This is a genomic window from Pseudoxanthomonas sp. GW835-FHT14C01 (assembly GCF_058793715.1).
Genome location: NZ_JBXAGB010000002.1, coordinates 319,147 through 345,072, shown reverse-complemented (window position 1 = coordinate 345,072; position 25,926 = coordinate 319,147). Strand labels below are relative to the sequence as shown.

Annotated in this window: 27 protein-coding genes and 1 tRNA gene; 16 read left to right on the top strand and 12 right to left on the bottom strand. The window is 67.9% G+C overall.

Features of this window, described 5'->3' with window-relative positions:
- Window positions 1-22: 22 nt before the first annotated feature.
- From AC1Q5B_RS08220 to AC1Q5B_RS08205, 4 genes are all read right to left on the bottom strand, one after another.
- Window positions 23-98, bottom strand: a tRNA-Gln gene (locus AC1Q5B_RS08220).
- The gene (gene ispE, locus AC1Q5B_RS08215; protein WP_492631232.1) at window positions 97-987 is read right to left on the bottom strand and encodes a 4-(cytidine 5'-diphospho)-2-C-methyl-D-erythritol kinase; all 891 of its coding nucleotides are present in this window, start codon (window positions 985-987) and stop codon (window positions 97-99) included. Before ispE ends, AC1Q5B_RS08220 begins: the two co-directional genes overlap by 2 nt.
- Window positions 984-1,634 (bottom strand): lipoprotein insertase outer membrane protein LolB, encoded by a 651-nt coding sequence (lolB, locus tag AC1Q5B_RS08210; RefSeq protein ID WP_492631231.1) that lies wholly within the window; start codon window positions 1,632-1,634, stop codon window positions 984-986. The genes ispE and lolB overlap by 4 nt, the downstream gene beginning before the upstream one ends.
- Window positions 1,631-3,316: a tetratricopeptide repeat protein gene (locus tag AC1Q5B_RS08205; RefSeq protein WP_492631230.1), complete on the bottom strand. Its 1,686-nt coding sequence runs from the start codon at window positions 3,314-3,316 to the stop codon at window positions 1,631-1,633. Before AC1Q5B_RS08205 ends, lolB begins: the two co-directional genes overlap by 4 nt.
- 68 nt (window positions 3,317-3,384) lie before the next feature.
- Between AC1Q5B_RS08205 and hemA the strand changes: the two genes are divergently transcribed.
- From hemA to AC1Q5B_RS08160, 9 genes are all read left to right on the top strand, one after another.
- Window positions 3,385-4,665, top strand: coding sequence for a glutamyl-tRNA reductase (gene hemA / locus AC1Q5B_RS08200; protein WP_492631229.1), 1,281 nt, complete (start codon window positions 3,385-3,387; stop codon window positions 4,663-4,665).
- Window positions 4,643-5,728: a peptide chain release factor 1 gene (gene prfA, locus AC1Q5B_RS08195; protein WP_492631228.1), complete on the top strand. Its 1,086-nt coding sequence runs from the start codon at window positions 4,643-4,645 to the stop codon at window positions 5,726-5,728. Before hemA ends, prfA begins: the two co-directional genes overlap by 23 nt.
- Window positions 5,729-5,910: 182 nt before the next feature.
- A complete protein-coding gene (locus tag AC1Q5B_RS08190) occupies window positions 5,911-6,357 on the top strand; it encodes a GNAT family N-acetyltransferase (protein ID WP_492631227.1) in 447 nt (148 codons plus the stop codon).
- A 202-nt stretch (window positions 6,358-6,559) separates the two neighbouring features.
- Window positions 6,560-8,284: an O-linked N-acetylglucosamine transferase, SPINDLY family protein gene (locus AC1Q5B_RS08185; RefSeq protein ID WP_492631226.1), complete on the top strand. Its 1,725-nt coding sequence runs from the start codon at window positions 6,560-6,562 to the stop codon at window positions 8,282-8,284.
- Between the two features lie 25 nt (window positions 8,285-8,309).
- Window positions 8,310-8,828: a molybdenum cofactor biosynthesis protein B gene (gene moaB / locus AC1Q5B_RS08180; RefSeq protein ID WP_492631225.1), complete on the top strand. Its 519-nt coding sequence runs from the start codon at window positions 8,310-8,312 to the stop codon at window positions 8,826-8,828.
- 17 nt (window positions 8,829-8,845) lie between these two features.
- The gene (locus AC1Q5B_RS08175; RefSeq protein ID WP_492631224.1) at window positions 8,846-9,184 is read left to right on the top strand and encodes a helix-turn-helix domain-containing protein; all 339 of its coding nucleotides are present in this window, start codon (window positions 8,846-8,848) and stop codon (window positions 9,182-9,184) included.
- A 25-nt stretch (window positions 9,185-9,209) separates the two neighbouring features.
- Entirely contained in the window at window positions 9,210-9,989 is a 780-nt protein-coding gene (gene ppk2 / locus AC1Q5B_RS08170) for a polyphosphate kinase 2 (RefSeq protein WP_492631223.1), read from the top strand.
- 3 nt (window positions 9,990-9,992) lie between these two features.
- Window positions 9,993-10,397, top strand: coding sequence for a hypothetical protein (locus tag AC1Q5B_RS08165; RefSeq protein WP_492631222.1), 405 nt, complete (start codon window positions 9,993-9,995; stop codon window positions 10,395-10,397).
- Between the two features lie 493 nt (window positions 10,398-10,890).
- Entirely contained in the window at window positions 10,891-13,224 is a 2,334-nt protein-coding gene (locus tag AC1Q5B_RS08160) for a glycosyl hydrolase family 18 protein (RefSeq protein ID WP_492631221.1), read from the top strand.
- A 66-nt stretch (window positions 13,225-13,290) separates the two neighbouring features.
- On the opposite strand, the gene AC1Q5B_RS08155 is transcribed toward AC1Q5B_RS08160, so the two are convergent.
- From AC1Q5B_RS08155 to AC1Q5B_RS08145, 3 genes are read right to left on the bottom strand one after another with little or no spacing between them, the layout of a single operon-like run.
- The gene (locus AC1Q5B_RS08155) at window positions 13,291-13,557 is read right to left on the bottom strand and encodes an acylphosphatase (protein ID WP_492631220.1); all 267 of its coding nucleotides are present in this window, start codon (window positions 13,555-13,557) and stop codon (window positions 13,291-13,293) included.
- Window positions 13,557-14,129, bottom strand: coding sequence for a TlpA family protein disulfide reductase (locus tag AC1Q5B_RS08150; RefSeq protein WP_492631219.1), 573 nt, complete (start codon window positions 14,127-14,129; stop codon window positions 13,557-13,559). Before AC1Q5B_RS08150 ends, AC1Q5B_RS08155 begins: the two co-directional genes overlap by 1 nt.
- Window positions 14,126-15,403, bottom strand: a complete 1,278-nt coding sequence (locus AC1Q5B_RS08145; protein WP_492631218.1) for a YihY family inner membrane protein — start codon at window positions 15,401-15,403, stop codon at window positions 14,126-14,128. Before AC1Q5B_RS08145 ends, AC1Q5B_RS08150 begins: the two co-directional genes overlap by 4 nt.
- 77 nt (window positions 15,404-15,480) lie before the next feature.
- Between AC1Q5B_RS08145 and wrbA the strand changes: the two genes are divergently transcribed.
- The 5 genes from wrbA (at window position 15,481) to AC1Q5B_RS08120 (ending at window position 18,140) form a co-directional block, all read left to right on the top strand.
- Entirely contained in the window at window positions 15,481-16,077 is a 597-nt protein-coding gene (wrbA, locus tag AC1Q5B_RS08140; protein ID WP_492631217.1) for an NAD(P)H:quinone oxidoreductase, read from the top strand.
- On the top strand, window positions 16,077-16,409 hold the full coding sequence (locus AC1Q5B_RS08135) for a DUF2069 domain-containing protein (protein ID WP_492631216.1): 333 nt from the start codon (window positions 16,077-16,079) through the stop codon (window positions 16,407-16,409). The genes wrbA and AC1Q5B_RS08135 overlap by 1 nt, the downstream gene beginning before the upstream one ends.
- Window positions 16,409-17,113, top strand: coding sequence for a hypothetical protein (locus tag AC1Q5B_RS08130; RefSeq protein WP_492631215.1), 705 nt, complete (start codon window positions 16,409-16,411; stop codon window positions 17,111-17,113). The genes AC1Q5B_RS08135 and AC1Q5B_RS08130 overlap by 1 nt, the downstream gene beginning before the upstream one ends.
- A 20-nt stretch (window positions 17,114-17,133) precedes the next feature.
- On the top strand, window positions 17,134-17,619 hold the full coding sequence (locus AC1Q5B_RS08125) for an asparaginase domain-containing protein (protein ID WP_492631214.1): 486 nt from the start codon (window positions 17,134-17,136) through the stop codon (window positions 17,617-17,619).
- Between the two features lie 215 nt (window positions 17,620-17,834).
- The gene (locus tag AC1Q5B_RS08120; RefSeq protein ID WP_492631213.1) at window positions 17,835-18,140 is read left to right on the top strand and encodes a hypothetical protein; all 306 of its coding nucleotides are present in this window, start codon (window positions 17,835-17,837) and stop codon (window positions 18,138-18,140) included.
- Between the two features lie 100 nt (window positions 18,141-18,240).
- Here the strand turns inward: AC1Q5B_RS08120 and AC1Q5B_RS08115 are convergent, their stop codons facing one another.
- The 5 genes from AC1Q5B_RS08115 to AC1Q5B_RS08095 all read right to left on the bottom strand — a co-directional run bounded on the left by AC1Q5B_RS08115 (window position 18,241) and on the right by AC1Q5B_RS08095 (window position 23,398).
- Complete coding sequence (locus tag AC1Q5B_RS08115) at window positions 18,241-18,927, bottom strand: hypothetical protein (RefSeq protein ID WP_492632066.1); 687 nt, start codon at window positions 18,925-18,927, stop codon at window positions 18,241-18,243.
- Between the two features lie 147 nt (window positions 18,928-19,074).
- Entirely contained in the window at window positions 19,075-19,344 is a 270-nt protein-coding gene (locus AC1Q5B_RS08110; RefSeq protein WP_334177621.1) for a hypothetical protein, read from the bottom strand.
- 542 nt (window positions 19,345-19,886) lie between these two features.
- The gene (locus AC1Q5B_RS08105; RefSeq protein WP_492631212.1) at window positions 19,887-20,549 is read right to left on the bottom strand and encodes a M23 family metallopeptidase; all 663 of its coding nucleotides are present in this window, start codon (window positions 20,547-20,549) and stop codon (window positions 19,887-19,889) included.
- 1 nt (window position 20,550) lies between these two features.
- Window positions 20,551-21,504, bottom strand: coding sequence for a L,D-transpeptidase family protein (locus AC1Q5B_RS08100; protein ID WP_492631211.1), 954 nt, complete (start codon window positions 21,502-21,504; stop codon window positions 20,551-20,553).
- A 190-nt stretch (window positions 21,505-21,694) separates the two neighbouring features.
- A complete protein-coding gene (locus AC1Q5B_RS08095; RefSeq protein WP_492632065.1) occupies window positions 21,695-23,398 on the bottom strand; it encodes a S8 family peptidase in 1,704 nt (567 codons plus the stop codon).
- Between the two features lie 686 nt (window positions 23,399-24,084).
- Here AC1Q5B_RS08095 and AC1Q5B_RS08090 point away from each other — a divergent pair.
- Window positions 24,085-24,657: a hypothetical protein gene (locus tag AC1Q5B_RS08090; protein WP_492631210.1), complete on the top strand. Its 573-nt coding sequence runs from the start codon at window positions 24,085-24,087 to the stop codon at window positions 24,655-24,657.
- Entirely contained in the window at window positions 24,654-25,907 is a 1,254-nt protein-coding gene (locus tag AC1Q5B_RS08085) for a peptidoglycan-binding protein (protein ID WP_492631209.1), read from the top strand. The genes AC1Q5B_RS08090 and AC1Q5B_RS08085 overlap by 4 nt, the downstream gene beginning before the upstream one ends.
- Window positions 25,908-25,926 lie beyond the last annotated feature (19 nt).

Here is a 25,926-nt window from a genome sequence, read left to right as displayed (position 1 = left end):
GGCGGATGCAGCTGGACTGGATTGGCAGGGGCGGAAGGATTCGAACCTACGAATGCCGGGATCAAAACCCGGTGCCTTAACCACTTGGCGACGCCCCTAGGCGTATTTCTCGGTCCCGCGACCCTGCGCCAGCGCATCCAGCAGCGGCGAGCGCGCCGCGCCCTCCACCACCCAGGCACGAAGCCCGGCAGGCAAGGACGCCAGCGCGACCTCGGCAGAGGCCCGGTCGGCGAACTCCACGAAGCAGCCGCCGCCGGAACCCGTCAAACGTGGCGTACCGATGTGCGACAGGGCCTGGAAGACCGCCTCGATGGCAGGCTCCCGGCGACGCACGACCGGCTCGAACGCGTTGCCGAGCAGTGATCCCGAAACGAAGTCCGATATTTTCGCGGGTGCAGCATCACGCGTCAAATCGGGAGCGGCGAACAGCGCGGCGGTGGGCACATGGACGCCAGGATCGGCCAGTACGTACCAGGCTGCCGGCAGGGCCAGCGGGGTCAGGATGTCGCCCACCCCTTCGGCCCAGGCATTTTCCCCGCGGACGAAAACCGGCACATCCGCACCCAGCTGCAAGCCCAGGCACGCCAGCCTGTCCGGCCGCAGACCAAGGCCCCACAGCCGATCCAGGCCCACCAGCACCGTTGCGGCGTCCGACGACCCCCCACCGAAGCCACCACCCGCAGGAATTCGTTTTTCGACGCCGATATCCACGCCTTCGGCGACGTTGGCATCTTTTTTCAGCAGTCTGGCGGCCCGGACAAGCAGATCGTCCGCCTCGGAAACGCCGGGGACGGACTCACCCACCCGCCGGATCTGGCCGTCATCTCGAACCCGCAGATGTACCGTATCCCCCCACGCCAGCAACCGGAACACGGTCTGCAGCTGGTGATAGCCATCCGCGCGACGCCCGACGATCTGCAGGGCGAGGTTGAGCTTGGCTGGCGCCGGCCAGGCCGACCAGCCTTCCGTAGCGGGGAATGCCGTCACTGTGGTGCGAGTTGCCACTGATCGACGGCGACCTTCACCGTCGCGCCCTGCCGGCGTGCCTCCATGCGGCGCGGCATGACCGGCTGGGCACCCTCGGCCGGGAACCAGTCCAGATAGTCCACCCGCCACCCCTGCTGGGACAGCGTCCGCAACCGGCCCTGAGGGTCGTATTCCACGTCGTCTGCGGGGGCGGAGGGATCGGCGACCCCGCGGACCCAATGCACCATCGACGCGACCGGAATGTCCCAGCCGGTCGCCTCGCGCAGCAAGCGATCGGCATCGGCGCCCTCACGCGCCCCGCCCTCCAACCCGTCCAGCCGTGCGACCCCCGTCTGCAGGTCGCCGCCCAGGCGCCAACTCTGCCGGGTGACCGGCGCGCTCAGCGCGACGAGATAGCCGGTGCCCGTCTGCTGCCAGTCGATCCGGCCGCTGCCGCCCTTCCCGTTCGCATTGACCGCCACCCGGCCGGCGAACGACCAGTCGGCCTGCGAGGCCAACCATGCCGTACGCGTGGCCTGGGCAGCCTGCGCCGCGGCCAGCGCTTCGGGATCGCGAAGGACCGGCGCATCGGCGACCGGCCCACGCGTGGCGCAGCCCGCCATCGACAGGGCCACGAGCCCCGCCAGCAGAAATCCTGGAACCTTCATGCGCCTGTCTTCTCCAGCGCCCGCCGCAGCGAGCGGTTGTCGGGATCGAGCTTGCGCGCCTCGTCGAAGTAGCGGCGCGCCTCGTCCTTCTGCCCCATCACCCACAGCACTTCGGCCACGTGTGCGGCGATCTCGGGGTCCTTCTGCAGCGTGAACGCGCGCCGGAGTTCGACCAGTGCCTCCGCGTTGCGGCCGAGCCGGTAGAGCACCCACCCGTAGCTGTCGATGATGGCCGCATCGTCGGGCACCGCCGTGCGTGCACGATCGATCAGCTCCAGCGCCTCCTGGTAGCGCGTGGTGCGGTCGGCGAGCGTGTAGCCCAGCGCGTTGAGAGCGGCGACGTTGTCGGGCTCGATGACGAGAATGCGGCGGAAGTCGGCTTCCGCATGATCGATGCGGTCGCGCCGCTCCCAGGCCAGCCCGCGCGAGTACAGCAGCGCCAGGTCGTCGGGGTACGCGGCCAGCCCGCGGGCGAAAACCTCCAGTTCGCCCGCGTCCTGTTCGTCCTGCTGCCGCAGTTCCGCTTCCATCAGGTACGCATCGCGGCGCGTCCCGTCCTCGACACTGGCATCGCCCTGCAGCGCGCGGGCTTCGGCGAAGGCCTCGTCCTTGCGCCCCAGGTCGAACAACGTCTTGAGCGCACGCAAGCGTGCGTCGGCGCGCTGGTCGCCGGCCGGCACGCTGCGGTACCAGGCGAGCGCTTCTTCGTGCCGGTCGAGGAATTCGGCCATCTGGCCAAGCAGCAGCCGGCGATCCGGGCTGTACTGGGTCGGCTGGTCCGTGCCCGCCTGTTTCAACTCCTCGTACAACGCAGTCAACGCGGCCTTGTCGTCGGCCTTCGCCAACAACTGCGCACGCAATCCGTACGTCAGCGTGTCCTGCGGTCCCTGCCCCATCGCCCGGGAGGCCGCAGCAGGATCGCCCAGCCGGTCGTACTCCTCGGCCAGCTTGAGCCGGAGCGCGGCATCGGTGGCCGCCTTCGGCAGCAATCCGTCCAGCACCGCGCGCGCCTCCGGCTTGCGGTCCGCCTGCAGCAGCTGGCTTGCCTGCAGCAGCGCCACGAGGGGTTCACCAGAGAACCGCTCGACCACGTCGTCGACCATGCGCCCGGCCAGCGCGGGCTGCTCGAGCTGCTGCGCGAGACCGGTGAATGCGAGCCACGGTTGCAGCTTGTCGGGGATGGCGCCTTCGTCCACCAGTTCGCGCAACAGCCGTGGCGCCAGCGCCGGATCCTTGCCCCCGCTGCCGAGCGCCGTCAGCGCATAGCGCCAGCCCAGATCGTCGGCACCCTTCATCAGCGCGGACAGCTCCCGGCGCGCGACCCGTGCCTGGCCCTGGCGCAGCGCCAGCGTGGCCTCGGCACCGCGCATGGCCAGCGTGCGCGGGGACCGGGCCCGCCACAGCTTGATCGCCTCGGCCGCGCGCGCATCGTCCTTGGCCAGCAGGGCGATGCGGGTGGCGCGCTCGGCCAGGCCGGCATCGTCGCCCCGCTTCGCCGCATCGAGATACCAGCGGGCGGCGTCGGGCAGCTGGCCCGCCTGCAGGGCGAATTCGCCTGCCATGACCGTCGTCAGTGCGTCGTCCCGCGCGGTGGCCGGTGTCGCGGCGGGCGCCGCTTTCGCGGACGGCATGGCGACCGCGAGAACCAGCACGGCGATCCCAGTACGAATCATTTCGGGCATGAACGTCACGTCGGCCGTAAAATGGCGGCCCTGATATGAGCCAGCAGCTTACTGCAAGCGCCTGAACGATGACGTTGTGGGTCCTCGGATTGAACCACCAGACCGCGCCGGTCGACCTGCGCGAACGAGTGGCGTTCGACGCCGGCACGGTGCCGCATGCGTTGTCGTCGCTGCGGGCGCTGCCCGACGTGGCCGAAGCCGCCCTGCTGTCGACCTGCAACCGCACTGAACTGTACGCGGTGGCCGAGGACGGCGACGTACTGGCGAGCTGGCTGGCCACCCACGCCGAAGGACTCGACGGGTACCTCTACCGGCATCGAGACGCCGATGCCGTCCGCCACCTGTTCCGGGTCGCGACCGGGCTGGACTCGATGGTGCTGGGCGAACCGCAGATCCTGGGCCAGGTGAAGGACGCCTGGGCCACGGCGCGCGAGCACGGGGCGCTGGGCAACCGCCTGGACCGGCTGTTCCAGCAGACCTTCGCGGTCGCCAAGCGCGCGCGCACCGATACCCGTGTCGGCGCGAACCCGGTGTCGGTCGCCTCCACCGCCGTGCGCCTGGCGCAGAACTCCTTCGCCCGCCTCAGCGAGTCGACGGTGCTGCTGGTCGGTGCCGGCGAAACCATCGAGCTCGCCGCCAAGCACCTCAGCGAAGGCAAGGTGCGCCGCCTGCTGGTCGCCAACCGCACGCTGGCGCACGCGCAGGAACTGGCCACGCGCCACGGCGGCTATGCGCTGCCGTTGACCGAACTGGAACGGCATCTGGCCGAAGCCGATGTGGTGTTCTCCGCCACCGCCGCCCGTGAGCCTGTCGTCCTGCAAGCGCAGGTCGCCGCCGCCCTGGCCAAGCGCAAGCACAAGCCGATGCTGCTGTTCGACCTGGCGGTGCCTCGCGATATCGAGGCGTCCGTGGCCGAGTTGCGCGACGCCTACCTCTACACCGTCGACGACCTGGAACGCGCGGTCGAAGACAACCGCCGCGGCCGGCGCGAAGCCGCCGACGCGGCCGAAGCGATCATCGACGTGCAGGTCGGCCGTTTCATGGAGAACCTGCACGCCGGCTCCCGCCAGGAACCGCTGAAGCGCCTGCGTGCGCTCGGCGAGTCCACGCGCGAGGACGTGCTGGCCAGAGCGCGCCAGCAACTCGCCAACGGACGCGAGCCGGAGCAGGTCCTCGAATTCCTCGCCCACACGCTGACCAACCGCCTGCTGCATCCGCCGACCGCGGCCTTGCGCGAGGCCGCGATGAGGGGTGATGCGGAGTTGACGCGTGCCGCCGATCGGCTGTTTCCCGCGCAGCCGCCCTATTCCCATCCGAAGAAAGACGATGACGCCGACGCTGCGCCGTAAGCTCGAAGCGCTGGCCGAACGCCGGGAAGAACTCGAACGCCTGCTCGCCGATCCCGGCGTCATCGGCGACAGCGAGCGCTTCCGCAATTTCTCGCGCGAATTCTCCCAGCTGGAACCGGTGGCCACCGCGATGGCGGAAGAAAAGCGCGCGCAGGCCGACCTGGCCGCCGCGCAGGCGATGCGCGACGACCCGGAGTTGTCCGAGCTGGCCGACGAGGAGATCGCCGCCGCCCAGCAACGCCTGGCGCAGCTCGACGACGAGCTGATGCTGTTGCTGCTGCCGAAGGACAACCGCGACGACGGCAACCTGTTCCTGGAAGTCCGTGCCGGCACCGGCGGCGATGAAGCCGCGATCTTCGCCGGCGACCTGTTCCGCATGTATGCGCGCTACGCCGAGCGCCAGGGCTGGAAGGTCGAGATCGAATCCGACAGCCCCGGCGAACATGGCGGCTACAAGGAGGTCGTCGCGCGCGTCGTCGGCCGCGGCGCATATTCGAAACTCAAGTTCGAATCCGGCACCCATCGCGTACAGCGCGTGCCGGAGACCGAGTCGCAGGGCCGCATCCACACCTCGGCGGCGACCGTCGCGATCATTCCGGACGTGGATGAAGTCGACGACATCGTCATCAACCCGGCCGACCTGAAGGTCGACACCTTCCGCTCGTCCGGCGCCGGTGGCCAGCACGTCAATAAGACCGAGTCGGCGATCCGCATCACCCACGTGCCGAGCGGCGTGGTGGTGGAATGCCAGACCGAGCGCAGCCAGCACGCCAACCGCGACAAGGCGATGAAGCGGCTGAAGGCGCAGCTGCTGGACGCCGAACGCAGCAAGCAGCAGGCCGCGCAGGCGGAAACGCGCAAGCTGCAGGTCGGCAGCGGCGACCGCAGCCAGCGCATCCGCACCTACAACTTCCCGCAGGGCCGCATCACCGACCATCGCGTCGAAGGCCTCACGCTGTACGACCTGCCCAACATCATCCAGGGCGACCTGGACGAACTGATCGACCGCCTGAGCCGCGAGCATCTGGCGGACGAGCTGGCGCGACTGACAGAAGCGGCCTGATGCTGAAGATCAACCGACACACCGTCCGCTCCGTCCCGGCGAACGCCGGGACCCAGTGACTTGCTGTTGTTCGGGTAGGCTGCAAGCACATGAAGACGCTGGGTCCCGGCATTCGCCGGGACGACGGTGTCGAAGCATGCCGGATCCCCGATGGCGCGCCGCGCCTGAAACAAGGAAACATCGTGACCGTTTCGATAACCCGCGCAACCACCGACGATGTCGACACCGTCGCGCCCTTGTTCGACCTCTACCGCGTGTTCTACGGCAAGCCGTCGGATCCGGCACTGGCGCGCGAGTTCATCGACGCGCGCATGACCCGTGGCGAGTCGGTGATCCTGCTGGCGAACAGCGACGGCAAGGCGGTCGGCTTCACCCAGCTCTACCCTGCTTTCTCGTCCGTCAGCGCCACCCGCACCTGGATCCTCAACGACCTGCTGGTGCTGCCGGACGCACGGCGAAAGGGTGTGGCCAGCGCGTTGCTCGTCGCCGCCGCAGATTTCGCGCGTGACCACGGCGCGCTGCGGTTGGAACTGGAAACCGACCACGACAACGTCACCGCACAGGCGCTGTATCGCGCGATGGGCTGGACGCCGTACGACGGCACCCTGCGCTTCCGCCTGCCGCTTTAGGCTCCTCGGACTGGGCCGTCGTTTGCTGGTTGTGGGAGCGACACCAGTCGCGGACCAGGCGGCACCGTCGCGACTGACGTCGCTCCCACGCCCGCTTCGTGTGGGCCGTGCTTGTCTCGCACCGCCGGCAGTCGCTAGGCTCCCCTCATGATCACCATTGTCGCCTTCGCCACCACGCGCACCCTTGAATCGGGCGGTTGCGATGACCACTGACGACCCGCGCGACGAACGCGCGCAACTGCGGCAGCGGGTGAAGCAGGTCCCGCAGGACTTCATCGCCTGGGTGATGCTGTCGGATGCGGAACTCGATCACGGCGACGCCGACGCCGGGCTGCGCGCCGCCGAGCGCGCACTGAATCTCCGCCCGCGCCATCCGGAAGCGCTCGCACGCCTTGGCCGCAGCCACTGGCTCTCGGGCCGGCACGTGCTGGCCGCCCAGGCCTTGAGCGATGCGGCGGCGCAGGCGCCGCAACATCCTGGCATCGCGCTGTGGCTGGGCCACGCGCTGGAAGATGCCGGCGAAGCCGAAGCCGCCGCGCAGGCCTACGAACATGCCTACCGGCTGGTCCCGGGTGAGCCGCTGTTCGCCGCGCACCTGTTGAACTGGCGCCGCAAGCTGTGCGACTGGCGCGATCTCGACGGGCTGTCCGCGCAGGTGCGCCGTGCCGTGGGCGAAGGCAACGGCGTGATCGAGCCGTTCGCCTTCCTCAGCGAGGACGCCAGCGCCCGGGAGCAACTCGCTTGCGCCCGCCAGCGCGCGCGGGCGCTCGCCTCCATCGTCCGACCATTGCCGCCCGCCACGCGCACGCAGGAGGACGCGCCGTTGCGCCTGGGCTTCCTGTCCAATGGCTTCGGTGCGCACCCGACCGGCCTGCTTACGGTTGCGTTCCTCGAGGCCCTGCACGCGCAGGCAGCGGTATCGGCGCACCTGTTCGCGCTGACGCCCGACGACGGCAGCCCGATCCGGCAACGGCTGGCGGCGGCGACGCAACTGCACGACGTGTCCGGACAACCGCATGCGCGCATCGCGCAGGCGATCCGGGACCAGCGCATCGACGTGCTGTACGACCTCCGCGGCTGGGGCGGCGGCGGTACGCCTGAAGTGCTGGCGATGCGTCCCGCGCCGGTGCAGGTCAACTGGCTGGCGTATCCAGGCACGTCCGGTGCGCCGTGGATCGATTATGTGCTGGCCGATCGCTTCGCACTGCCCGACGCGCTGGTGCCGTCGTACAGCGAAACCGTCGCCTGGCTGCCGGGCGCCTTCCAGCCGTCGGACACGCGTCGCACGGTCGACACGCCTCCGTCGCGCAACGCCTGCGGCCTGCCCGATGCCGGCGTGGTCTACGCCTGCTTCAACAACAGCTACAAGGTGAACCCGCACAGTCTCGGACGCATGCTGGAGATACTGGCGAGCGTCGAAGGCAGCGTGCTGTGGCTGCTGTCGGGACCCGGCCGCGCCGACGACCGGCTGCGTGCGGCAGCGCAGGCGCGCGGCATCGATCCGGCGCGCCTGGTGTTCATGCGCAAGCTGCCGCACGCGGACTATCTGGCGCGCTACCGGCATGTCGACCTGTTCCTCGACACGCATCCGTACAACGCGCATACCACCGCCTCCGATGCGCTGTGGGCCGGCTGCCCGGTGCTGACCTGTCCCGGCGCGACCTTCGCCGCACGTGTCGCCGGCAGCCTCAACCATCATCTCGGCCTGGACGACATGAACGTGGCCGACGACGCGGCCTTCGTCGCGGTGGCGATCCGCCTGGGTCACGACGCCGCAGCGCGCGCGGACCTGCGCGCGCGCCTGCAGGCGGCGATCACGCAGTCGCCGCTTTTCGACATGCCGCGGTTCGCGCAGGGCTTCGCCGACATCGCCCGACGCATGATGGAACGCCATCGCAACGGTTTGCCACCCGCGCCGCTCGACTGACCCGCGATTGCGCTACCCTTCGGGCATGAGCCATGCCGACGCCTTGATTCCGCTGCACCTGTGCGTGCTGACCGTCTCCGACAGCCGCACGCTCGCCGAGGACCGCTCCGGCGACTACCTCATGGATGCACTCACGCAGGAAGGCCACCGCCTGCATGAACGCGCCCTGCTGCCCGACGACCGCTACCGGTTGCGCGCGCAGGTCTCGCAGTGGATCGCCGATCCAGGCGTCGACGGCATCCTGGTGACGGGCGGCACCGGCTTCACCGGACGCGATTCCACGCCCGAAGCGCTGTTGCCGTTGCTGGACAAGGAAATGCCCGGCTTCGGCGAACTGTTCCGGCATGTCAGCGTGGACGAGATCGGCACCTCGTCGCTGCAATCGCGCGCGTTCGCCGGCCTGGCCAACCAGACCTTCATCTTCTGCCTGCCCGGCTCCACCTCGGCCTGCCGAACGGCGTGGGAGAAGATCATCCGCGCCCAGCTCGATGCCCGCACGCGTCCGTGCAACCTGGCCACGCTGCGTCCCCGCCTGAAGGAATGAGCCAAGGAGTGCCCGCGATGTCCCTCGATGCCACCCTGCGTCTGCTCACCAAGGCCAGCGGCCTGACCGCCGCCGATCTCGCCGCCGCCATTCCGCGCGCGGGCGTCGCGACGGTGAAGTCCTGGCTCGCCGGCGAGAAGATGCCCGGCGGCGACCAGCTCGCCGCCCTGGCACGCGCCTTCGGCGTACCGGCGGGCGCGCTGCTGTCGGAACTCGCGACGACGCTGGACCCCTCCCGCACCCAGGGCGAACACGACCTGCTCGCCGCCTACCGCGCGCTCAACACGCGCCAGCAGGGGGCGTTGCTGGAAGTCGCCCGCGGCATGGCCGGGCACAAGGCCCGCCGCAAACGCTGATTCCCCCGCCACACAGGACGTCGTGATGAAACCGCTCAAGCGCAAGGACTACGAAGCCCGGCTCAAGCCGCTGCAACTGGAACTGGCGGCGATGGCGCGCTGGGCCTCGCATTGCGGCGCCCGCATCGTGGTGGTGATGGAAGGCCGCGACACCGCGGGCAAGGGCGGCGCGATCGGCGCGATCACCGAACACCTCAATCCGCGCCAGTGCCGCGTGGTGGCCCTGCCGAAACCCAGTGAGCGCGAGGCCTCGCAGTGGTATTTCCAGCGCTACATCTCGCACCTGCCGGCGGCGGGCGAGATCGTCCTGTTCGACCGCAGCTGGTACAACCGCGCCGGCGTCGAGAAGGTCATGGGCTACTGCAGCGACGAGCAGCACGCGCGTTTCCTGCAGCAGGCGCCGGTGTTCGAACGCGGCATCACCGACGACGGCATCCTGCTGTTCAAGTACTGGCTGTGCGTGGACCAGGCGCAGCAGGAAGAACGCTTCGCCGAACGCGCCGAAGAACCGCTGAAGAGCTGGAAGCTGTCGCCGATCGACCTGAAGGCGCGCGAAAAGTACGCCGACTACACCGCCGCGCGCGAGACCATGCTCAAGGCCACGCACACGAAACATGCGCCGTGGACGCTGGTCGACTTCAACGACCAGCGCACCGGCCGCCTGACCCTGATCCGCGACCTGCTGGATCGGCTGCCCGATACGCAGGTCCCGCTGGAACCGCTGGGCCTGCCGCCATTGAAGGGCAAGCTGCACAAGGAACGCTACGGCGTGCTGAAGCCGATCAAGCCGCAGCGCGGCGACTGACGCATGCGCCTGCCGTTGATGGCCGCGCTGTGGCTGGCCGCCTCGCGCGCAGCAGCACAGGACGCCGCCACCACGACCGACGATGACCCGGCCACGACGCTGGATACGCTGGTCGTCAGGCCGGAGCCGGAGGAAGTGCTGGATCTCTACCGCTTCGAGAATCCGGTCGATGTCGCGCCGACGGTGTTCGAACGAAGCTGGAAAGAGCCGACCAGCCTGGAACAACTGGGCAAGAACGGCGGCATCGTGCCGGTGCTGACCGGGCTCGCGGCGAAAGGCATACAGACCGGCGCGCGCAGGATTCCCGGCTGGAAGGAGCCCATGCAGACCGTGACCGCGCGGCCTCCGCCGCTGGACGAGGAACAGACAGCACGGGCGCTGCGCTTGCAGCAGTCCGGCGAGCCCTGAGGCTGCATCCTCCGGCCGCCGTGGACGCATGCACGCGCCGGTTACGCCGACACTGACGGGCACGCCGACCTCCTCATCACGTTACCGACGCACGCAACGCACGCGCCAGACCGCGATGTCCCGGGTCCGCCGCGCGCACCCGGGACGCCATCGACAGGTCGCCACGGGACATCGTGCGGTCAAGGCGTGTCCGCGCGCAGCGCGCGTGGCGGTGCGCGCGATGATGCCTGCCGCACGCGCGCGTCTCCGTACGTGACGCGTCGCGTGTCGCGCGTCGGCGTGTTCCGTCTGCTTACCAGCGCGGCGCAGCCATCGCGGCGCCAACAATTGCGATAGCCCAACTGCATCACATCCGTTCATGCGTGCATGCGGCATACCGGCCTCCGGCGGATCCGATGCGGGCCGTCCACCCCCACACCGCACTACCCGGCACGACGTGGACTGCCTTGCAGTCCGCGACCTCCACCTTACGCAAGGCCATGGGAGAGTGAACATGTTGAGGAGTTTGGGAAGGACCTGTTGGCTGCTCGGCGCACTGGCGATGGCCGCCAGCGGCAGCGCCTACGCACAGACCGTCAGCTGCAGCGGCGTACCCGCGTGGACGCCATCCACCATCTACAACCCCGGCGACCGGCTGGTGTACCAGAACCGGCTGTACGAGGCGAAGATCCAGATCTGGAACGCGCCACCGACGCATTGCACGAGCTGCGGCTGGTACCAGGACCTGGGCGCGTGCGGCACCGGCGGCAACCAGCCGCCCAGCGTCACCCTGACGGCCCCCACGAACGGCGCCAGCTTCGCCACCGGCAGCACGGTGACGGCCATCGCCACCGCCAGCGACAGCGATGGCACCATCGCCCGCGTCGAGTTCTTCCGCGGCACGACGTCGCTGGGCGTGGATACGACCGCGCCCTACACCGCGACCTGGTCCAACGCCACGGCCGGCAGCCATGCGATCCGTGCCGTGGCGACCGACAACGGCGGTGCGAGCACGCCGTCGGCCACGGTCACCATCACGGTCGCCACGCCGTCCGATACCATCGCGCCCAGTGTGCCGACCGGCTTGAGTTCGCCGTCGAAAACCGCCTCCAGCGTTTCGCTGGCCTGGAATGCGTCCACCGACAACAGCGGCGGCAGTGGTGTGGCCGGTTACGACATCTACCGCAACGGCGCACTGGCGGGTTCGGCCACCGGCACCAGCTTCACCAGCACGGGTCTGGCGGCGAGCACGGCGTACAGTTTCACCGTCCGCGCCCGCGACAATGCCGGCAACGCCTCCGTGCAGAGCGGCGCCATCAGTGTGACGACATCGGCGGCCGGCGATACCGTCGCACCGTCGGTGCCCACCGGCCTGGCCGTGGTCGGGCAGACCAGCAGCAGCATCGCGCTGGCGTGGAATCCGTCCAGCGACAACAGCGGTGGCAGTGGCGTGGCGGGCTACGACGTCTACCGCAACGGCACGCTCGCCGGATCGCCCAGCGGCAACAGCTACACCGTGACCGGCCTGGCCGCCGCCACCAGCTACAGTTTCACCGTGCGCGCACGCGACGTGGCGGGCAATGCGTCCGCCCAGAGCACTGCGGTCGCCGGCAGCACCACGTCCGGCGGCGGCGGCAGCAAGCGTCTGCTCGGCTATTTCGTGCAGTGGGGCATCTACGCGCGCAACTACCGGGTGAAGAACATCGACACCAGCGGTACCGCCGCCAAGCTCACCCACATCAACTACGCTTTCGGCAACGTGCGCAACAACCGCTGCGAGGTGGGCGTGACACAGCCCAGCAACGAGGCCACCGGTGCGGGCGGTGACGCGTTCGCCGACTACACCAAGGCGTTCAGCGCGGCGGAAAGCGTCGACGGCGTCGCCGACACCTGGGACCAGCCGCTGCGCGGCAACTGGAACCAGCTGAAGGAACTGAAAGCCAAGCATCCCGGCCTGAAAGTGCTGATCTCGCTGGGCGGCTGGACCTGGTCGCGCGGCTTCTCCGAAGCGGCCAAGCCGGCCAACCGGCAGGCATTCGTGGCCTCATGCGTCGACGCGTACATCCGCGGCAACCTGCCCGTCACCGACGGGGCGGGCGGCGCAGGCGCGGCGCTGGGCGTGTTCGACGGCATCGACCTGGACTGGGAGTACCCCAACGCCTGCGGGCTCAGCTGCGGATCGGCGGAGGATCGCGCCAATTTCACCGCGCTGCTCGCCGAGTTCCGCAGCCAGCTCAACGCGGTGCGGCCCGGCCTGCTGCACACGGTGGCGGTGGGTGCCGGGGTCGACAAGATCGCGGCCACCGATCCGGGCCAGTACGCGCAGCACCTGGATTTCATCAACATCATGAGCTACGACTTCCACGGCACCTGGGAACCACGGACCAACCACCATTCGGCGCTGTTCGACTCGCCCAACGATCCTTCCACCGGCGATGTCCGCTTCTACAACAGCAACGATGCGGTCGAGGCCTTCCTGCAGCGCGGCGTGCCGGCGTCGAAACTTAACCTGGGCATCGGTTTTTATGGCCGCGGCTGGACCAACGTGCCCAACGTCAACAATGGCCTTTACCAGAGCGGCAGCGCCGCTGCGGGCACGTACGAAGCGGGCAACGAGGACTACCGGGTGCTGAAGAACCTGGCATGGCCCAGCTTCATCGATCCGGTGGCGCGCGCGCACTGGATCTACAACGGCACCACGTTCTGGTCGTTCGACAACCCGGCGATCGTCACCGAGAAGATGAACTACGCCAAGGTGCAGGGACTGGGCGGCGCGTTCTTCTGGGAGCTCAGTGGCGACGATGCGCAGGGCACCCTGGCCAAGACGATGAGTGCGGGACTGGAGTAACCGCAAGCAGTGAGGAGGAAGCGGCCGAACGGCCGCTTCCTTTCTTCTGCTGCCACGAAGCGGCCTTCAGCCGGTCACGAACCCTGCGCCAACCGCCTCGTGCCAGTCGTCGCGCACCACCTCGTCCACGCGCGCCGACGGCGGCCCTTGCCGCAGCCATGCCTCCAGTACATCGAGCGCACGGGCATCGCCATCGGCGATCACTTCCACGCGGCCGTCCGGCAGGTTGGTCGCGCGCCCCGACAGCCCGAGATCGAGCGCACGCGCGCGCGTCGAGGCACGGTAGAACACGCCCTGCACCTTGCCGCTGACCAGGAAGCGCGCCGCCGCCATCACGCTTTCGCTTTCGGACCGCCGGACGCGTCGATGACGGCTTGGATCTCCTTGCCCGTCACCGGACCGAGGAACTGCTTGGCGACCTTGCCGTCCGGCGCGATCAGGTAGGTCAGCGGCAGGCCTCGCGGCGTGGCGAAATCGGCCGGCGGGTTGTACACGTCGAGGATGGCGATGGGATACACCACCGGACGTTCGGCCAGGAAGGCCTTCAGGTCTTCCGCTTCGATGTCTTCGTACGCCAGTCCGATCACCTCGATATGCGCGTTGTCCTTGTCCAGCGCGGACAGGTCGGGCATTTCCTTCAGGCACGGCGCGCACCAGGTCGCCCAGAAGTTCACCACGACCCATTTGCCGCGATGGTCGGCGAGCGTGTAGTCGGCGCCGTCGAGCGTCTTCACCTGCAGCGTCGGTACCTCGGCCGTGCGATCGGCCGGCTTCTGCGTGGCCGGATCCACCGTTTGCACATGTGCCTCGATGGCCGGCTCCGCGGTCCCGGACGGTGCCGAGCCGGCACTGCAGGCAACCAGCGACAGCGCGAGCGCCACCGAAAAGGAAGATACGGACTTCATGCAGGCTCCTGATTGGATTCGACGAACAGGTCGCTGACGCGCTTCTTCAGCAGCTCCCGCAACGGCATGCGCAGGTCGTCCAGCGCCGCGCGCGCGGCGCGGCCCAGCGCATCGTCATGGAACGGCAGGTGCGCTTCGGCGACCGGAATGCGCAACTGGCAGGCTTCGTACAGATCGCACAGCGTCAGGTCGTCCAGGTCGCGCGACAGCAGCCATTCGCCTTCCTCGTCGCGGCGCAACAGGTTGATCCCGGACAGCTGGCCGAGCATCTGCTGGATCAGCGAATCGGTCAGCATCGGCTCCATCGCCAGGATCTGGTCGCTGTGCAGGCCACGGCCCTGTTCGCGCGCCTGCGCGAAGCGGCCCAGCATGCGCAGCAGACCGTAGAGTTCGTAGCCCAGCGGCAACCGCAGCGCGACCGGCTGGTAGCGGAACGCCGCCATGCCGGAAGCGAGCGATGCGCCCAGCAGCACCGCCACCCAGCACAGGAAGATCCACAGCAGCAGGATCGGGGCGGCGGCCACCGCACCATAGATCTTCTGGTAGGAATTGAAGCTGCCCAGGTACACGCCCAGCCCCCACTTCGCCAGTTCCAGCAGCACGGTCGCCAGCAGCGCGCCGGCCACCGCATAACGCCACTTGATGGTCCGGTGCGGCACCACGCGGTAGATCACCACGATGGCCGCCAGTTCGATCAGCACCGGCGCGATGCTCAGCGACAGCGCCTGCAGCCACTTGCCGCCGCTGGTCGCGAATACGGGCAGCGCATAGAAGCGTGCGGACAGCGCCAGCGAGGCCGCCGCCATCAGCGCGCCCAGCGTCAGCACGGTCCAGTAGACGAGGAAGCGCGACAGCTTCGGCCGTGCGCTGTGTACGCGCCAGATACGGTTGAAGGTGGTCTCGATGCTGTTGAGCGTGATCAGCAGCGAGGCCACCAGCGCGATCACGCCCACCGCCGTCAGCTTGCCGGTGTTGGAGAGAAAGCCGTCCAGCTTCTCCTTCAGGCTGGCCGCCGCGCCCGGCAGGAAGTTGGCGAAGATGTAGTCGCGCAGCTGCGCGCTCCATTCCTGGAACACCGGGAAGGCGGACAGCACGCCGAACACCACCATGGCCAGCGGCACCAGTGCGAACAGGGTCGTGTAGGCCAGCGAGCCGGCGGCCTGGAACAGGCGGTCGTCGAGGAAGCGCTTGGCCAGGAAACGGAAGAACGTGCCCATGCGTGCGCGGTCGCGCATGCGTTCGGTCCAGCGGTTCAACGAGTCCAGCGGCTCCATGGGCGGAAGGGTAACCGATGCGTCACGGGTCCGACATCGCCGATACTAGACGCCTTCCACGCAATGAAGACGGACCGATGCCCGAGATCCTGGTGCTCTACTACAGCCGCGGCGGCTCCGTGGCGCGGCTGGCGCGGCAGATCGCGCGCGGCGTGGGCGAAGTGGACGGCATGTCCGCGCGCCTGCGCACGGTGCCGCCGGTGGCGGCGGTGATCCAGCAGGCCGCGCCGCCGGTGCCCGAAGACGGCGCGCCCTACGTGGACAAGCAGGACCTGGCCGAGTGCAGCGGCGTGATCCTCGGCAGCCCGACCCGCTTCGGCAACATGGCCGCACCGGTCAAGCACTTCATCGACGGCCTGGGCGCGGAATGGGCCAGCGGCACGCTGGTCGGCAAGCCGGCGGCGGTGTTCACCTCCACCGCGACCCAGCACGGCGGGCAGGAATCGACCCTGCTGTCGATGCAGGTGCCGCTGTTGCACCACGGGTGCGTGATCGTCGGCATCCCCTTCACCGAGCCGCAGCTCAGCAGCACGCGCACCGGCGGCACGCCTTACGGCGCCAGCCACGTGGCCGGCGGCGAGGACGATCCGCAGCCCAGCGACGAGGAAGCCGCACTCGCCCGCGCTTTGGGCCGCCGCGTGGCCGACATCGCCCGCCGGCTGGAAGCGCGCTGATGGACCGCTCGCGCCTGTTGCTGGCCGCGCTGCTGCAGCTGCTGGCCATCCTGTACGCGGTGTGGTTCTGGGGCGACCGCCAGTACACGCTGGCGTTGCTGGTGTTCTCGCTGCCGCCGCTGCTGCTGATGATCGGCGTGATGGCGCGCCGGCGCACGGCCGCCTTCTGGGCCGGCGTCTTCGCGCTGTTCTGGTTCTCGCACGCGGTGATGGTGGCGTGGGCCGATCCGGTGAAGGCGAAGTTCGCGTGGGCCGGCATCGTGCTGTCGATCGGCATCGTGCTGGCCACCAGCTGGCCGGCGTTCGCCAAGCGGTTCGGCAGGAAGGGATGATGCGCTTCGCCGTCGCCCTGTTGCTCGGCCTGCTGGCGCCATGCGCATGGGCGGAGGATGCGACCTGCGAACCCGGCGAACCGGCTCGCGCAGAGAATCGCGACGGCAGTGCGCTTACCGTGCGGACCGAATGCGCGTCGCCCGCGTTGCGTCGCTACGTCGCGACGCTCACCTGCGGGGCGGGACGCGTGTGCGACCGGCTGGAGGTCACGCAGGAGGTGGTCCACAACACCATGGGCCACGTCGGGCTGGTGGACCTGGACGGCGACGGGATGCACGAGGTCGAGATCCGCGGCATGTGCGGTGCCGGACCGAATTGCGAAGGCGATGTATACCGGATCGATCCCGCCACGCACACGCTGCATCACTTCTTCAGCGGTGGCTACTACGAGCTGCAGGTCATCGAGGGCTGGCTGGTGGAATCGGGCCGCAGCAGTTGCTGCAGTTGGGAGTTCCACCTGTGGAAGCTGGATGCGCCTCGCGACCTGCCGCTGGACTACGACACCATGGACCTGATGGTGCAGGTGGACGCCAGCGGGGACGAGGACGGCACCGTCACCGGCGTGACGTGCACGTTCAGCCGGCAAAACGGCGATAATTCCGAGGTCGTCGCGCCGCCCTCGCCCGCACTGGAAGCGATCTGCGGGCACTACGGCGAGCCGTACGACCTGACACCCCCGGACACTACGCCAGGCGCACCATGAGCGCCGGCAGGAGCCTTGAGATGGACGAGCTGCTGATCGTCACCACCGGTGGCACGATCGACAAGATCTACTTCGACGACAAATCGGACTACCAGATCGGCGATCCGCAGATCGGCATGATCCTGCGCGAGCTGGGAGTGACGTTCCGCTTCACGGTCATCCCGATCCTGCGCAAGGATTCGCTGCACATCACCGACGAGGACCGCGAGCTGGTCCGCGCGACCATCGCCGCACAGTCGACGAGGCACGTGCTGGTCACGCACGGCACCGACAGCATGGTGCAGACCGGGCACGTACTGGCCTCGATTCCGGACAAGACCATCGTGATGACCGGCGCCCTTAGCCCGGCTCGCTTCCGCGGCTCGGACGCGGAGTTCAACATCGGCTGCGCGATCGGCGCAGTGCAATCGCTGCCAGCGGGGGTGTACATCGCCATGAACGGGCGGATCTGGGATCCGGCGAAGGTCCGGAAGAACGTGGCGGCGAACCGGTTCGAAGCGGTCTGACGCCGCACGGCTCGACCTCGCATTCGAAGATCGGGCCCGCGCATGTGGGCCGTTTCGTCGATGGCACCGCGCACTGCAGGCGAATGACGAAGGCGACGTTCGCTTGCGCTGAACGGATCGCATACGCCGCGCGGATCGGCGGACGTCAGCGGGATGTTTTGACACGGGATCGACGCGCGGCGTGCGTAACTGTCGCCCTTGTCAGGAGTCGCACCATGTCCACCCTCTCCCCCGCCTTCAGTTGGCGCGAAAGTCCGCACGAGGCGGACCCGTTCGGCATCAACCCGCACCGCAAGGTGCACACGCTCTACTTCGACGATTACCCGCTCGCCTGCATCGAGCCGTCGGGTCGTGGACTTGTCGCCCGCTTCCTGTCGTGCGGCATCGACACCCCCGGCCGGCCCGTCGCCGTGCCCACCGTGCAGCGGGGCAAGACCTTCGTACAGAACTGGATCCAGCCGCGCCAGGCGCAGGTGATGTCCTCGTGCGCATACACGGAGATGCGGCAGAACGCCGCCTAGATCCCGCGATCTCGTCACCAACGGTCCGATAACGAACAAGGCCCGCCGATGCGGGCCTGTTCTTTGCGGCCATCCGGACGCGTCGGGCTGGCCCGCCGCCTTACTTGCGGGCGGCGCGGTCGCGCTTTCCGTCGCCGGCGCGCGTCGTCGCACGGCCCTGCGCGAACTCGGGGAAGGTCTCCGCGATCGAGTCCTTGTCGGGCAGGATGTAGAAGACGCCGCCCCGCTCGAACGTCGGTCGGATGACCTGCTCGTAGAACGTGGGCGACACGTTGATGCAGCCGTGCGTGATGCGGTTGTCGTCCGGCGTCGCCGACGCGAGACGTTCCACGCGCTTCTCGGACGGGACGCCGGTCGCGGTGGGATGGATGGAGACGGCGGACTCGTAGTCCACCCACAGCACGCGCCCGGCGTCGATGGACGGACCATAGCCGCCGATGAAGCGGCCCGCGGGCGTGGTGCGGTCCCGGCCCGGGATCTCGCGCAGCGCAAGGCCGGCGATGCCGGGCGACGTGTGGTCACCGACTGCGGAGCCGAACAGTCCGGGCGCGGCGCCACGAAGGCGGCCGTCACCGCCGAACACGAGGATCTGTGCGGCCGCCTTGTCGATCACGGCGAACGGATAGCCTTGGCTGTCCTTGGCGGCGACGACCCAGCCGGCGAGTTCGACCACCGTGCTGGAGACGTCCTGGTCTCTCGGAAGTTCGTCGACGGCCGCTGCACGTTGCGCGGGGGTCTCCCTGGCGATGGCCGTATCGATGCTCGAAAACGCCAGCGTCAATGCCAGTACGCCATGGAGGGCCAGGGTCATCGGGTGCGCGCGCATACGGATGGGGCAGTTCCTGCGTGGGTGAAGACAGGGAGACCGGTGGCCTGCGACGGCCACCTGGTCCCGGCACAGGTCGCGGAGTGCGACCTGTGTTCGCCGGTGCGATCAACCGCGCGGGACGCGGCGCGGCGCGGTTTCGAGTCGCTGCACGCGACCTTCGATCTGATCCAGGCGCTGATTGGCCTGCTGCGCGGACTGGTTGGCCGACTCGGCGCTCTGGGCTGCGCCCTGCACGCGGGAGTCGAGCGTGTCGAGGCGCGAGTTGATGCCGGCAAACTCGTCATCGTAGGTGGCGCAACCGCTGAGACCGGCGGTGGCGATGAGCGCTACGGCGAACATGCGGGCCATGGCGGGGGTGTGCTTGGTCAGGGACATTCGAATCCTCCTTCGTCTGGGGGAACCGGAATATAACGGCGTTTTCGCCGACCTCTTCATCTACCTGTCAGCTGAGGTTGGCGTACGTGGAGGCACTGTGAAAATCGCGTGCGAATATCCGTTTCCGGTCGGATGAACAGGGCTCAAGATGCGGCCGCGTTCACGGATCCGTGTTTCTGGACACGGTGGCTGGCGAGCGCTGTGCGATGTGCGTTGACGACGCAACCGCCCATCGCCTCGTGATCCGCGCGGTCTTCAAGCCAGGATTCGCTGCACGCCGGCGACGAAGGCTGCGGACGGTGTGAGGTGATTAACGACAGACCATCACGACGACGCAACATGCTTCGGCCGTCGGGAAGTGGGATTCGACATCGGCTGCGCCATCCGCACGGTGCTGTAGCTGCCGGCGTGCGCGTTGATCGCGATGAACGATCGGGTCCGGGATCCGGCGAACGCGCGCAAGAACGGTGCGGCGACCGCGTGCGTGCCAACCAACTGTCCTGCGAGCCGCGACGGACTTGGCCAGCCCGGAGCGGCCCGCCTCATGGCGCCGCCGTCAGCAACGGATACGGGTTGATGGCGGTGCCTTCCCACCATCGCCGCTCGGGTCCCAGCTGGAAGATCGCGAAGTGCAGATGCGGTGCGTCCGGGCTCGCGTTGCCGGTGGAGCCCACGTAGCCGATCACCTGCCCGCGCCGGATCGTCTGCTTCTCCGCCAGTCCGCCGACGTAGCGGTCAAGATGGGCGTAGTAGTACGCGTAGCGACCGGTCGGTTCGAACTGGTACACCGTCAGGCCGCCACGTTCGCTGGTGAACAGTTTTTCCACGTGGCCATCGGCCACGGCGAGGACCGGCGTACCGCGGGCAGCCATGATGTCGATCGCATCGTGCGAGCGCCCTTCACTCCGTGCATCAGTGAACGTGTCGCTGAGCTCTGCCGCACGTGCGCCCTGCACGGGAATCAGCAAGGACGAGGCCGGCGTCGCGGCGGGTGTTGCCGCAGACGGCTGCGACGCAGGCGCGACGCTCATGTCAGCGGTGTCCGAGCGGGTCGCGTCCGACGCGACGGCCACGGCGGGCGCCTGGACCGACGGGTAGTCCGCGTGCGCGGCGGACGCGGTGCGCGGCGTGGGCGCGATATCCACGCCGCGCCACACCAGCGCGCCCACTCCCAGCAAGAGCAGCAGGGCCAGCAAGTACTTCATGTCATTCCTGCATCACGACCGGGACGGCGGGCGACAGGGCGGCGGCCACGCGTTCGACATCCCAGTTGGTGAGCCGCACGCAGCCATGCGACTGCGCCTTGCCCACGGTTGCCGGCGACGGCGTGCCATGCAGTCCGAAATGCGGCCGGGACAGATCGATCCAGCGCGTCCCTACCGGATTGTTCGGGCCTGCAGGCAGGGTCGCCTTCGCGTGCGAGGGATCTGCGTCCCAGAACAGTGTGGGGTTGTAGTGAAACGTGGGATCGACGGCGGTCGCCACGATCTTCCACTCGCCCAACGGCAGCGGATCCTTCTCGCTGCCGGACGACACGGGGAACTGCGCCACGCGCTTGCCCGCGGCGTCGAGCAGGGCCAGCGTAGAGTCGGACTTGTCCACGACCACCTTCGCCGCTTTCGGCGGTGGACCGATGTCGGCGACGTTCGGCACCCACACCTGCGTACCCGCCTTGCTGAAATCCGCGCCGGGGTTCAACGTCTTCAGCAGCGACGGCGCCACGTGAAAGCGCTCGCCCAAGGCCTCGTGCACCGACTCGAAGCCGAGCGAGGTCTGTTTGGCCTGCTCCATCATGTCCTCGGGAACCGGCGCGTACGGACCGCCGACATCCTCGGCAGTCAAGGTGTACGCGGTGAGTACCGGGACGGCGCCTGCGTTCAAGGCCTCCCACGTGGCGACATCCAGTTCACCGGTCGCCTGCAGGCCCTTCGCGGCCTGGTAACCCCGCAGCGCGCGCCGCTGGTTGGAGCCGGCCTGGCCATCGATCTCCCCCGGCGAGAAGTGGGCACGGTCGAGCAGCACCTGCGCGCGCAGCAGACCCGCCATGCCGGTCTTCGTCATCGGATCGTTCGCCTGCGTTGCGAGCGACGCAGGGTCGGCTGCCAGCGAAGACGCGGAGACAAGGGTGAGCGCGACGGTGGCAAGGAATCGCACGGGCATGGACGGGCTCCGGTTACAGAGCGGCCATGTTCGGAAGGCGGGCGTCATCGGCGCGTCAAGCCGGGAGCAGGTGTGCTGCCCGTCCTTGAGGGATGCCTGGAGCGGCAGCGCTCAGCCGGAAACAAAAGAACCCCGGCCAAAGCCGGGGTTCTCCATGTACATCCCTGCGCACTTCCTCAGGAAGTAATCCTCAGAAAGTGATGCTCCAGCTGTTGATGTAGCCGGTGTCCTGGCTGGCGCGGTCGCGCACGCGCAGGCGCCAGCTGCCGTTGAGGGCTTCGCTGGACAGGTTGACCGTGTAGGTCTGGTTGATGTTGTCGGCACTGCCGCCCGTACGGTTGTGCAGCACGTACACCGAGCCGTCCGGCGCCAGCAGATCGACGATCAGGTCGCCGATGTAGGTGTGCACGATGTTGACCGCCACCTGCGCATTGCTCGGCGCGTTGCCCGTGCGACCCGACACCGTGATGGTGCTGGTCACACCGGTGGCGTTGTTGTCGGGAATGCTGACATCGGTACCGTTGGTGTACGTCTGCGTGCCTCCGCCCGGCGGCGTGCCGCCCTGCGCCGCCGTGACCGCCGCATTGGCGTCGACGATGCCCGCGCCGCATCCGCCCGAACACGTGCCCGGCAACGGACGTGCCGTGTTCTTGATGATGGTCTCGACCTGGGCCGGCGTCAGCGGCGACGGGGCGACCGCCTGCATCAGCGCCACGACGCCCGCCACGTGCGGCGCCGCCATCGACGTACCGTTGTACGACGCGTAGCTGGCGCTGCCCGGCGTGGTGGTGCCGGTGTTGAGCGTGGACAGGATGCCCTGGCCGGGCGCGGAAATGTCGATGCCCGTGCCATAGTTGGAGAAGCTGGCACGCGAACCCGCCGACGTCGTCGCCGCCACGGCGATGACATTCGGACAGTTGGCCGGCACCGCCGTGGACACGTTCGCGTTGCTGTTGCCCGCCGCCACCACCACCGTGGTGCCGCGGCCGACCGCGCCGTTGATCGCATTCTGGTAGGTGGTCGAACAGCTGCCCCCGCCGCCCAGCGACATGTTGATCACTTCGGCCGGATTGGCATTCGCCGGCACTCCGCTGACCGTACCGCCCGACGCCCAGGTGATGGCATCGGCGATGTCCGACGTCAGGCCGCCGCAGCGACCCAGCACGCGCACCGGCACGACCTTCGCGCCGAACGCAGTACCGGCGACGCCGGTGCTGTTGTTGGTCACCGCCGCCACCGTACCCGCCACGTGCGTGCCGTGCCAGCTGGAGTTGCTGACCGGCGAACCGCTGTAGCACTCGTTCGCCACCGGGTTCCAGTCGCCTTCGTCGTTGGGGTTGGAATCGCGGCCGTTGCCGTCGCGCGATACGAACGTGTCGCTGATGAAGTCGTAGCCCGGCAGGATGTTGGCGTTGAGGTCGGCATGGTTGGTGATGCCGGTGTCGATCACCGCGACCACCACGCCCGCACCGGTGGACTTGTCCCAGGCCGAACGCACGTTGATGCCGGAGGTGGTGGTGCCGAAGCCCCACTGTTCGGACAGGCGCGGATCGTTCGGCGTCAGCGTGGGATACATGCGCTGGTCGACCTCCACGTACTCGACGTTGGGATCGGCGGCGAGCTGGCGCATCAGCGATTCGGCTTCCACGCGGTCCAGCTTGCGGTCGGCGCGCACGACATCGGCGCCACCCGCGGCCAGCCGGCGCAGCTTCTCCAGGCCCAGCGCGCGGCCACCGCGCTTTGCGACACCCGCGCTGGCGGCGGTGCTGAGCGAACGCTGCAACTGCGTCGCGTTGGTGCTCTCGGTACTGCCGTCGCGGTACTTCACGATAAAACGGTCGTACCCGCCGGGTTCTTCCACCTGCAAGCCGCTCATGTCGACGCGACCAGCCATCGCCGGCAGCGCATACAGCGATGCGAGCACGGCGGACGACAGGCACAGCAGGCGCACACGCGAACCACGCTTTGCAAATCCGGACATCAGACTCTCCCTCAAGATGAAATGAAAAGCCGCCAATGCGGCAACGGCCCGGTCGAGGGCGCAGGTTGGCTACGGGAGGGGGTGGACGGGCTGTTGCGTTCGACCGGATGCACGTCGTGCAATGCACGACGCAGGAACGAAGCTATCGAATTGCGCGAACGTGAATCAGCGATGAAAGACACACTTTGCAATGGATGTTGCAAACGTAATCATCGGACTACACGCATGAAGCGATAGTCACCGGTGGACATCGCCTTGTAGATTCATTTACGTGTCATGTGCGTGATGAGCGCGAATTTTTTATTCGCATCACTGCTTCTTTCTTGCATAAAAAAGCCCGCATGTCAGCGGGCTTTTTTTCCGCGACGCGGTGCGGCTCAGTCGCGCAGCTTCACCAGTCAGCCGTGGCGATCCGGCGGGCGGCCAGTACGATGATGGCGCAGGCGACCAAACCCTTGCACGACCCCACCCGGGGGCGGGCACTGTCGATAGCAGCCCGTAAGATCGTTAGGGGCCACCGTATTTGTGACTCGCCATCGTGTGGTTGAGCGTGTATTGATAGCGTGCACGGCCGGAGGACCGGCACGGGAGAAGACGAAATGAAAGGACGCAAGTTGAACTGTCTGCTGCTGGCCTTGGTGATTGCAGTTCCCGCATGTCGCTCATCCAGCACTATGCCCGACGGCGTCTTGGCCACGACCCGAGAAGAGATCACCTTCTCCACCCGTTTGCCGGATGCACTGACGGGCGTTTGGTATCCCGACGACACCGAAGGCGCTGCCGGCTGCCGGAGATACCGTGCGCTGGCCGGCAGCCCGAAAGGACACGACGAAACGGTCGTCGTTCTTGTGGGAAGTCTGGTGGTGACGCCCGACCTAATCCACGTGTTCGCCGAGTATGGCGAAGGCGACTTCCACGTCGTCGAGCGCGTGGAGCCCGAAGGCAGCGACGCATGGCGCGTTACCGCTCGTCTCGGCCTCGACTCCATGCCTGACGGGCAGCCCGGAGAAGATCGCACTTCATCTCGACTTTCCCTGCAGAGTGGGAAGCTCGAATGGATGCTGCCTGCGCGACTTGGCAGCGCCTCCTCCAAGTATTTCAGATGCGATGCGGTCAATCCTGACATCCACCCTGCCGTGACCGAGGGGACAACGACGGAGCGGATGTCATGACGAATGCGAGGATACCCACGACCTACCGTGTCATGCAGTTGGGGGCGCCACGTGGACCGGACGGGTTGCAGTCGAACGAGGTCGTCTCCGATTTCGACAGTCTGGTAACGCACCACCCACGCGCCAATCGGCATGCGCAGATGGTGGAAGGCCGGATCGTAAACGGCGAGCGTGGTCGCGCCCACGCGATACTGGGCGGCGAGATCGAAGAAATTGAGATGGCCCGGTCAGGCAGGACGTACGGCCTGGGGCCGGACCAGGTACTCCTGAAGAAAGACTTCATCCTTGAAGATCCGGACCACACGAGTGGGTCGGCGGCCGCGCGTGCAGTCGATGTCCCTTCCCCTGTCGCAGGCTACATTGGTCGTGTGGATGAGCGTCAAGGACTCGTGGACATCCACGATAGACAGGGCGGCGAAGTCATAGCACGCATCAGGCACATGAGCCCGATCGCCGTCTCGGAGGGTCAGACCGTCGCCTATGGCGAGTCGCTTGGAACCCAGGGACGGCAGCAGACCGGCGCGATCCATGTGCACATGGAAGTGGATACGCGCTATTACCGAGAGTACGAGAATTACGTCAGAGATCTGGTCAGCGGACGGCTACCGGTTGAGGCCGAGCATCGGACAAACTTACAGCCCAGAGCCGTTGTCGATGACGGCACGCTGCGGGTTGGCGAGTCGGGCGAGCGCATACTCGATCTGCAGCGCGTCATGGACATTGAGGGCTATTCTGGTCCGGAAGGTGGCGCACTGATCCAAGACGGCGCGTACCGCGCCTCGATGCAGGGTGCCGTACTGGACTTCCAGCGCGCTCACGGCGCTCCTCAGACGGGCGACATAGATTTTCAGACCTCGCGTTTCGCACCGCCGAATGAGCGACATGCTCCGCACCCCTTCGACCGAGAACTTCCTGGGCGCTATCCGCCACCTGGCGATGTCCATCCTCCCGGCCCGCGTGCACCGGGCCATCCCAGTCATCCTGACCATCGTCCAGAGTTGCAGAACCCGCTGCCACCGCCCGTCAATGGCCGAAGGACTGGCATTGGTGGCACCGGAAGTGCGGACCTCGATCGCTTGGCCGACGCGTTGCACTCCGGCGATGAACGCGCCATTTCAAGCGCTTGCGAAGACATCGGCGCGTCCCTGACAGCTCAAGATGCGAACGCGCGAGATCGGACGCCGCAGAGTGCCCAAGCGATAGGGCATGGGCAGGCGCTTGAACAGGGCGCGCCAGCAAGAACGATTTAGCTTCCCCCAACAAGGACGT

Bases quoted from the DNA above. Each gene is read 5' to 3' on its own strand.
- lolB (WP_492631231.1), bottom strand. From the start codon at position 1,634: ATGAAGGTTCCAGGATTTCTGCTGGCGGGGCTCGTGGCCCTGTCGATG.
- AC1Q5B_RS08205 (WP_492631230.1), bottom strand. From the start codon at position 3,316: ATGCCCGAAATGATTCGTACTGGGATCGCCGTGCTGGTTCTCGCGGTC.
- hemA (WP_492631229.1), top strand. From the start codon at position 3,385: ATGACGTTGTGGGTCCTCGGATTGAACCACCAGACCGCGCCGGTCGAC.
- prfA (WP_492631228.1), top strand. From the start codon at position 4,643: ATGACGCCGACGCTGCGCCGTAAGCTCGAAGCGCTGGCCGAACGCCGG.
- AC1Q5B_RS08185 (WP_492631226.1), top strand. From the start codon at position 6,560: ATGACCACTGACGACCCGCGCGACGAACGCGCGCAACTGCGGCAGCGG.
- moaB (WP_492631225.1), top strand. From the start codon at position 8,310: ATGAGCCATGCCGACGCCTTGATTCCGCTGCACCTGTGCGTGCTGACC.
- AC1Q5B_RS08175 (WP_492631224.1), top strand. From the start codon at position 8,846: ATGTCCCTCGATGCCACCCTGCGTCTGCTCACCAAGGCCAGCGGCCTG.
- ppk2 (WP_492631223.1), top strand. From the start codon at position 9,210: ATGAAACCGCTCAAGCGCAAGGACTACGAAGCCCGGCTCAAGCCGCTG.
- AC1Q5B_RS08165 (WP_492631222.1), top strand. From the start codon at position 9,993: ATGCGCCTGCCGTTGATGGCCGCGCTGTGGCTGGCCGCCTCGCGCGCA.
- AC1Q5B_RS08160 (WP_492631221.1), top strand. From the start codon at position 10,891: ATGTTGAGGAGTTTGGGAAGGACCTGTTGGCTGCTCGGCGCACTGGCG.
- AC1Q5B_RS08155 (WP_492631220.1), bottom strand. From the start codon at position 13,557: ATGGCGGCGGCGCGCTTCCTGGTCAGCGGCAAGGTGCAGGGCGTGTTC.
- AC1Q5B_RS08150 (WP_492631219.1), bottom strand. From the start codon at position 14,129: ATGAAGTCCGTATCTTCCTTTTCGGTGGCGCTCGCGCTGTCGCTGGTT.
- AC1Q5B_RS08145 (WP_492631218.1), bottom strand. From the start codon at position 15,403: ATGGAGCCGCTGGACTCGTTGAACCGCTGGACCGAACGCATGCGCGAC.
- wrbA (WP_492631217.1), top strand. From the start codon at position 15,481: ATGCCCGAGATCCTGGTGCTCTACTACAGCCGCGGCGGCTCCGTGGCG.
- AC1Q5B_RS08135 (WP_492631216.1), top strand. From the start codon at position 16,077: ATGGACCGCTCGCGCCTGTTGCTGGCCGCGCTGCTGCAGCTGCTGGCC.
- AC1Q5B_RS08130 (WP_492631215.1), top strand. From the start codon at position 16,409: ATGCGCTTCGCCGTCGCCCTGTTGCTCGGCCTGCTGGCGCCATGCGCA.
- AC1Q5B_RS08125 (WP_492631214.1), top strand. From the start codon at position 17,134: ATGGACGAGCTGCTGATCGTCACCACCGGTGGCACGATCGACAAGATC.
- AC1Q5B_RS08120 (WP_492631213.1), top strand. From the start codon at position 17,835: ATGTCCACCCTCTCCCCCGCCTTCAGTTGGCGCGAAAGTCCGCACGAG.
- AC1Q5B_RS08110 (WP_334177621.1), bottom strand. From the start codon at position 19,344: ATGTCCCTGACCAAGCACACCCCCGCCATGGCCCGCATGTTCGCCGTA.
- AC1Q5B_RS08105 (WP_492631212.1), bottom strand. From the start codon at position 20,549: ATGAAGTACTTGCTGGCCCTGCTGCTCTTGCTGGGAGTGGGCGCGCTG.
- AC1Q5B_RS08100 (WP_492631211.1), bottom strand. From the start codon at position 21,504: ATGCCCGTGCGATTCCTTGCCACCGTCGCGCTCACCCTTGTCTCCGCG.
- AC1Q5B_RS08095 (WP_492632065.1), bottom strand. From the start codon at position 23,398: ATGGCTGGTCGCGTCGACATGAGCGGCTTGCAGGTGGAAGAACCCGGC.
- AC1Q5B_RS08090 (WP_492631210.1), top strand. From the start codon at position 24,085: ATGAAAGGACGCAAGTTGAACTGTCTGCTGCTGGCCTTGGTGATTGCA.
- AC1Q5B_RS08085 (WP_492631209.1), top strand. From the start codon at position 24,654: ATGACGAATGCGAGGATACCCACGACCTACCGTGTCATGCAGTTGGGG.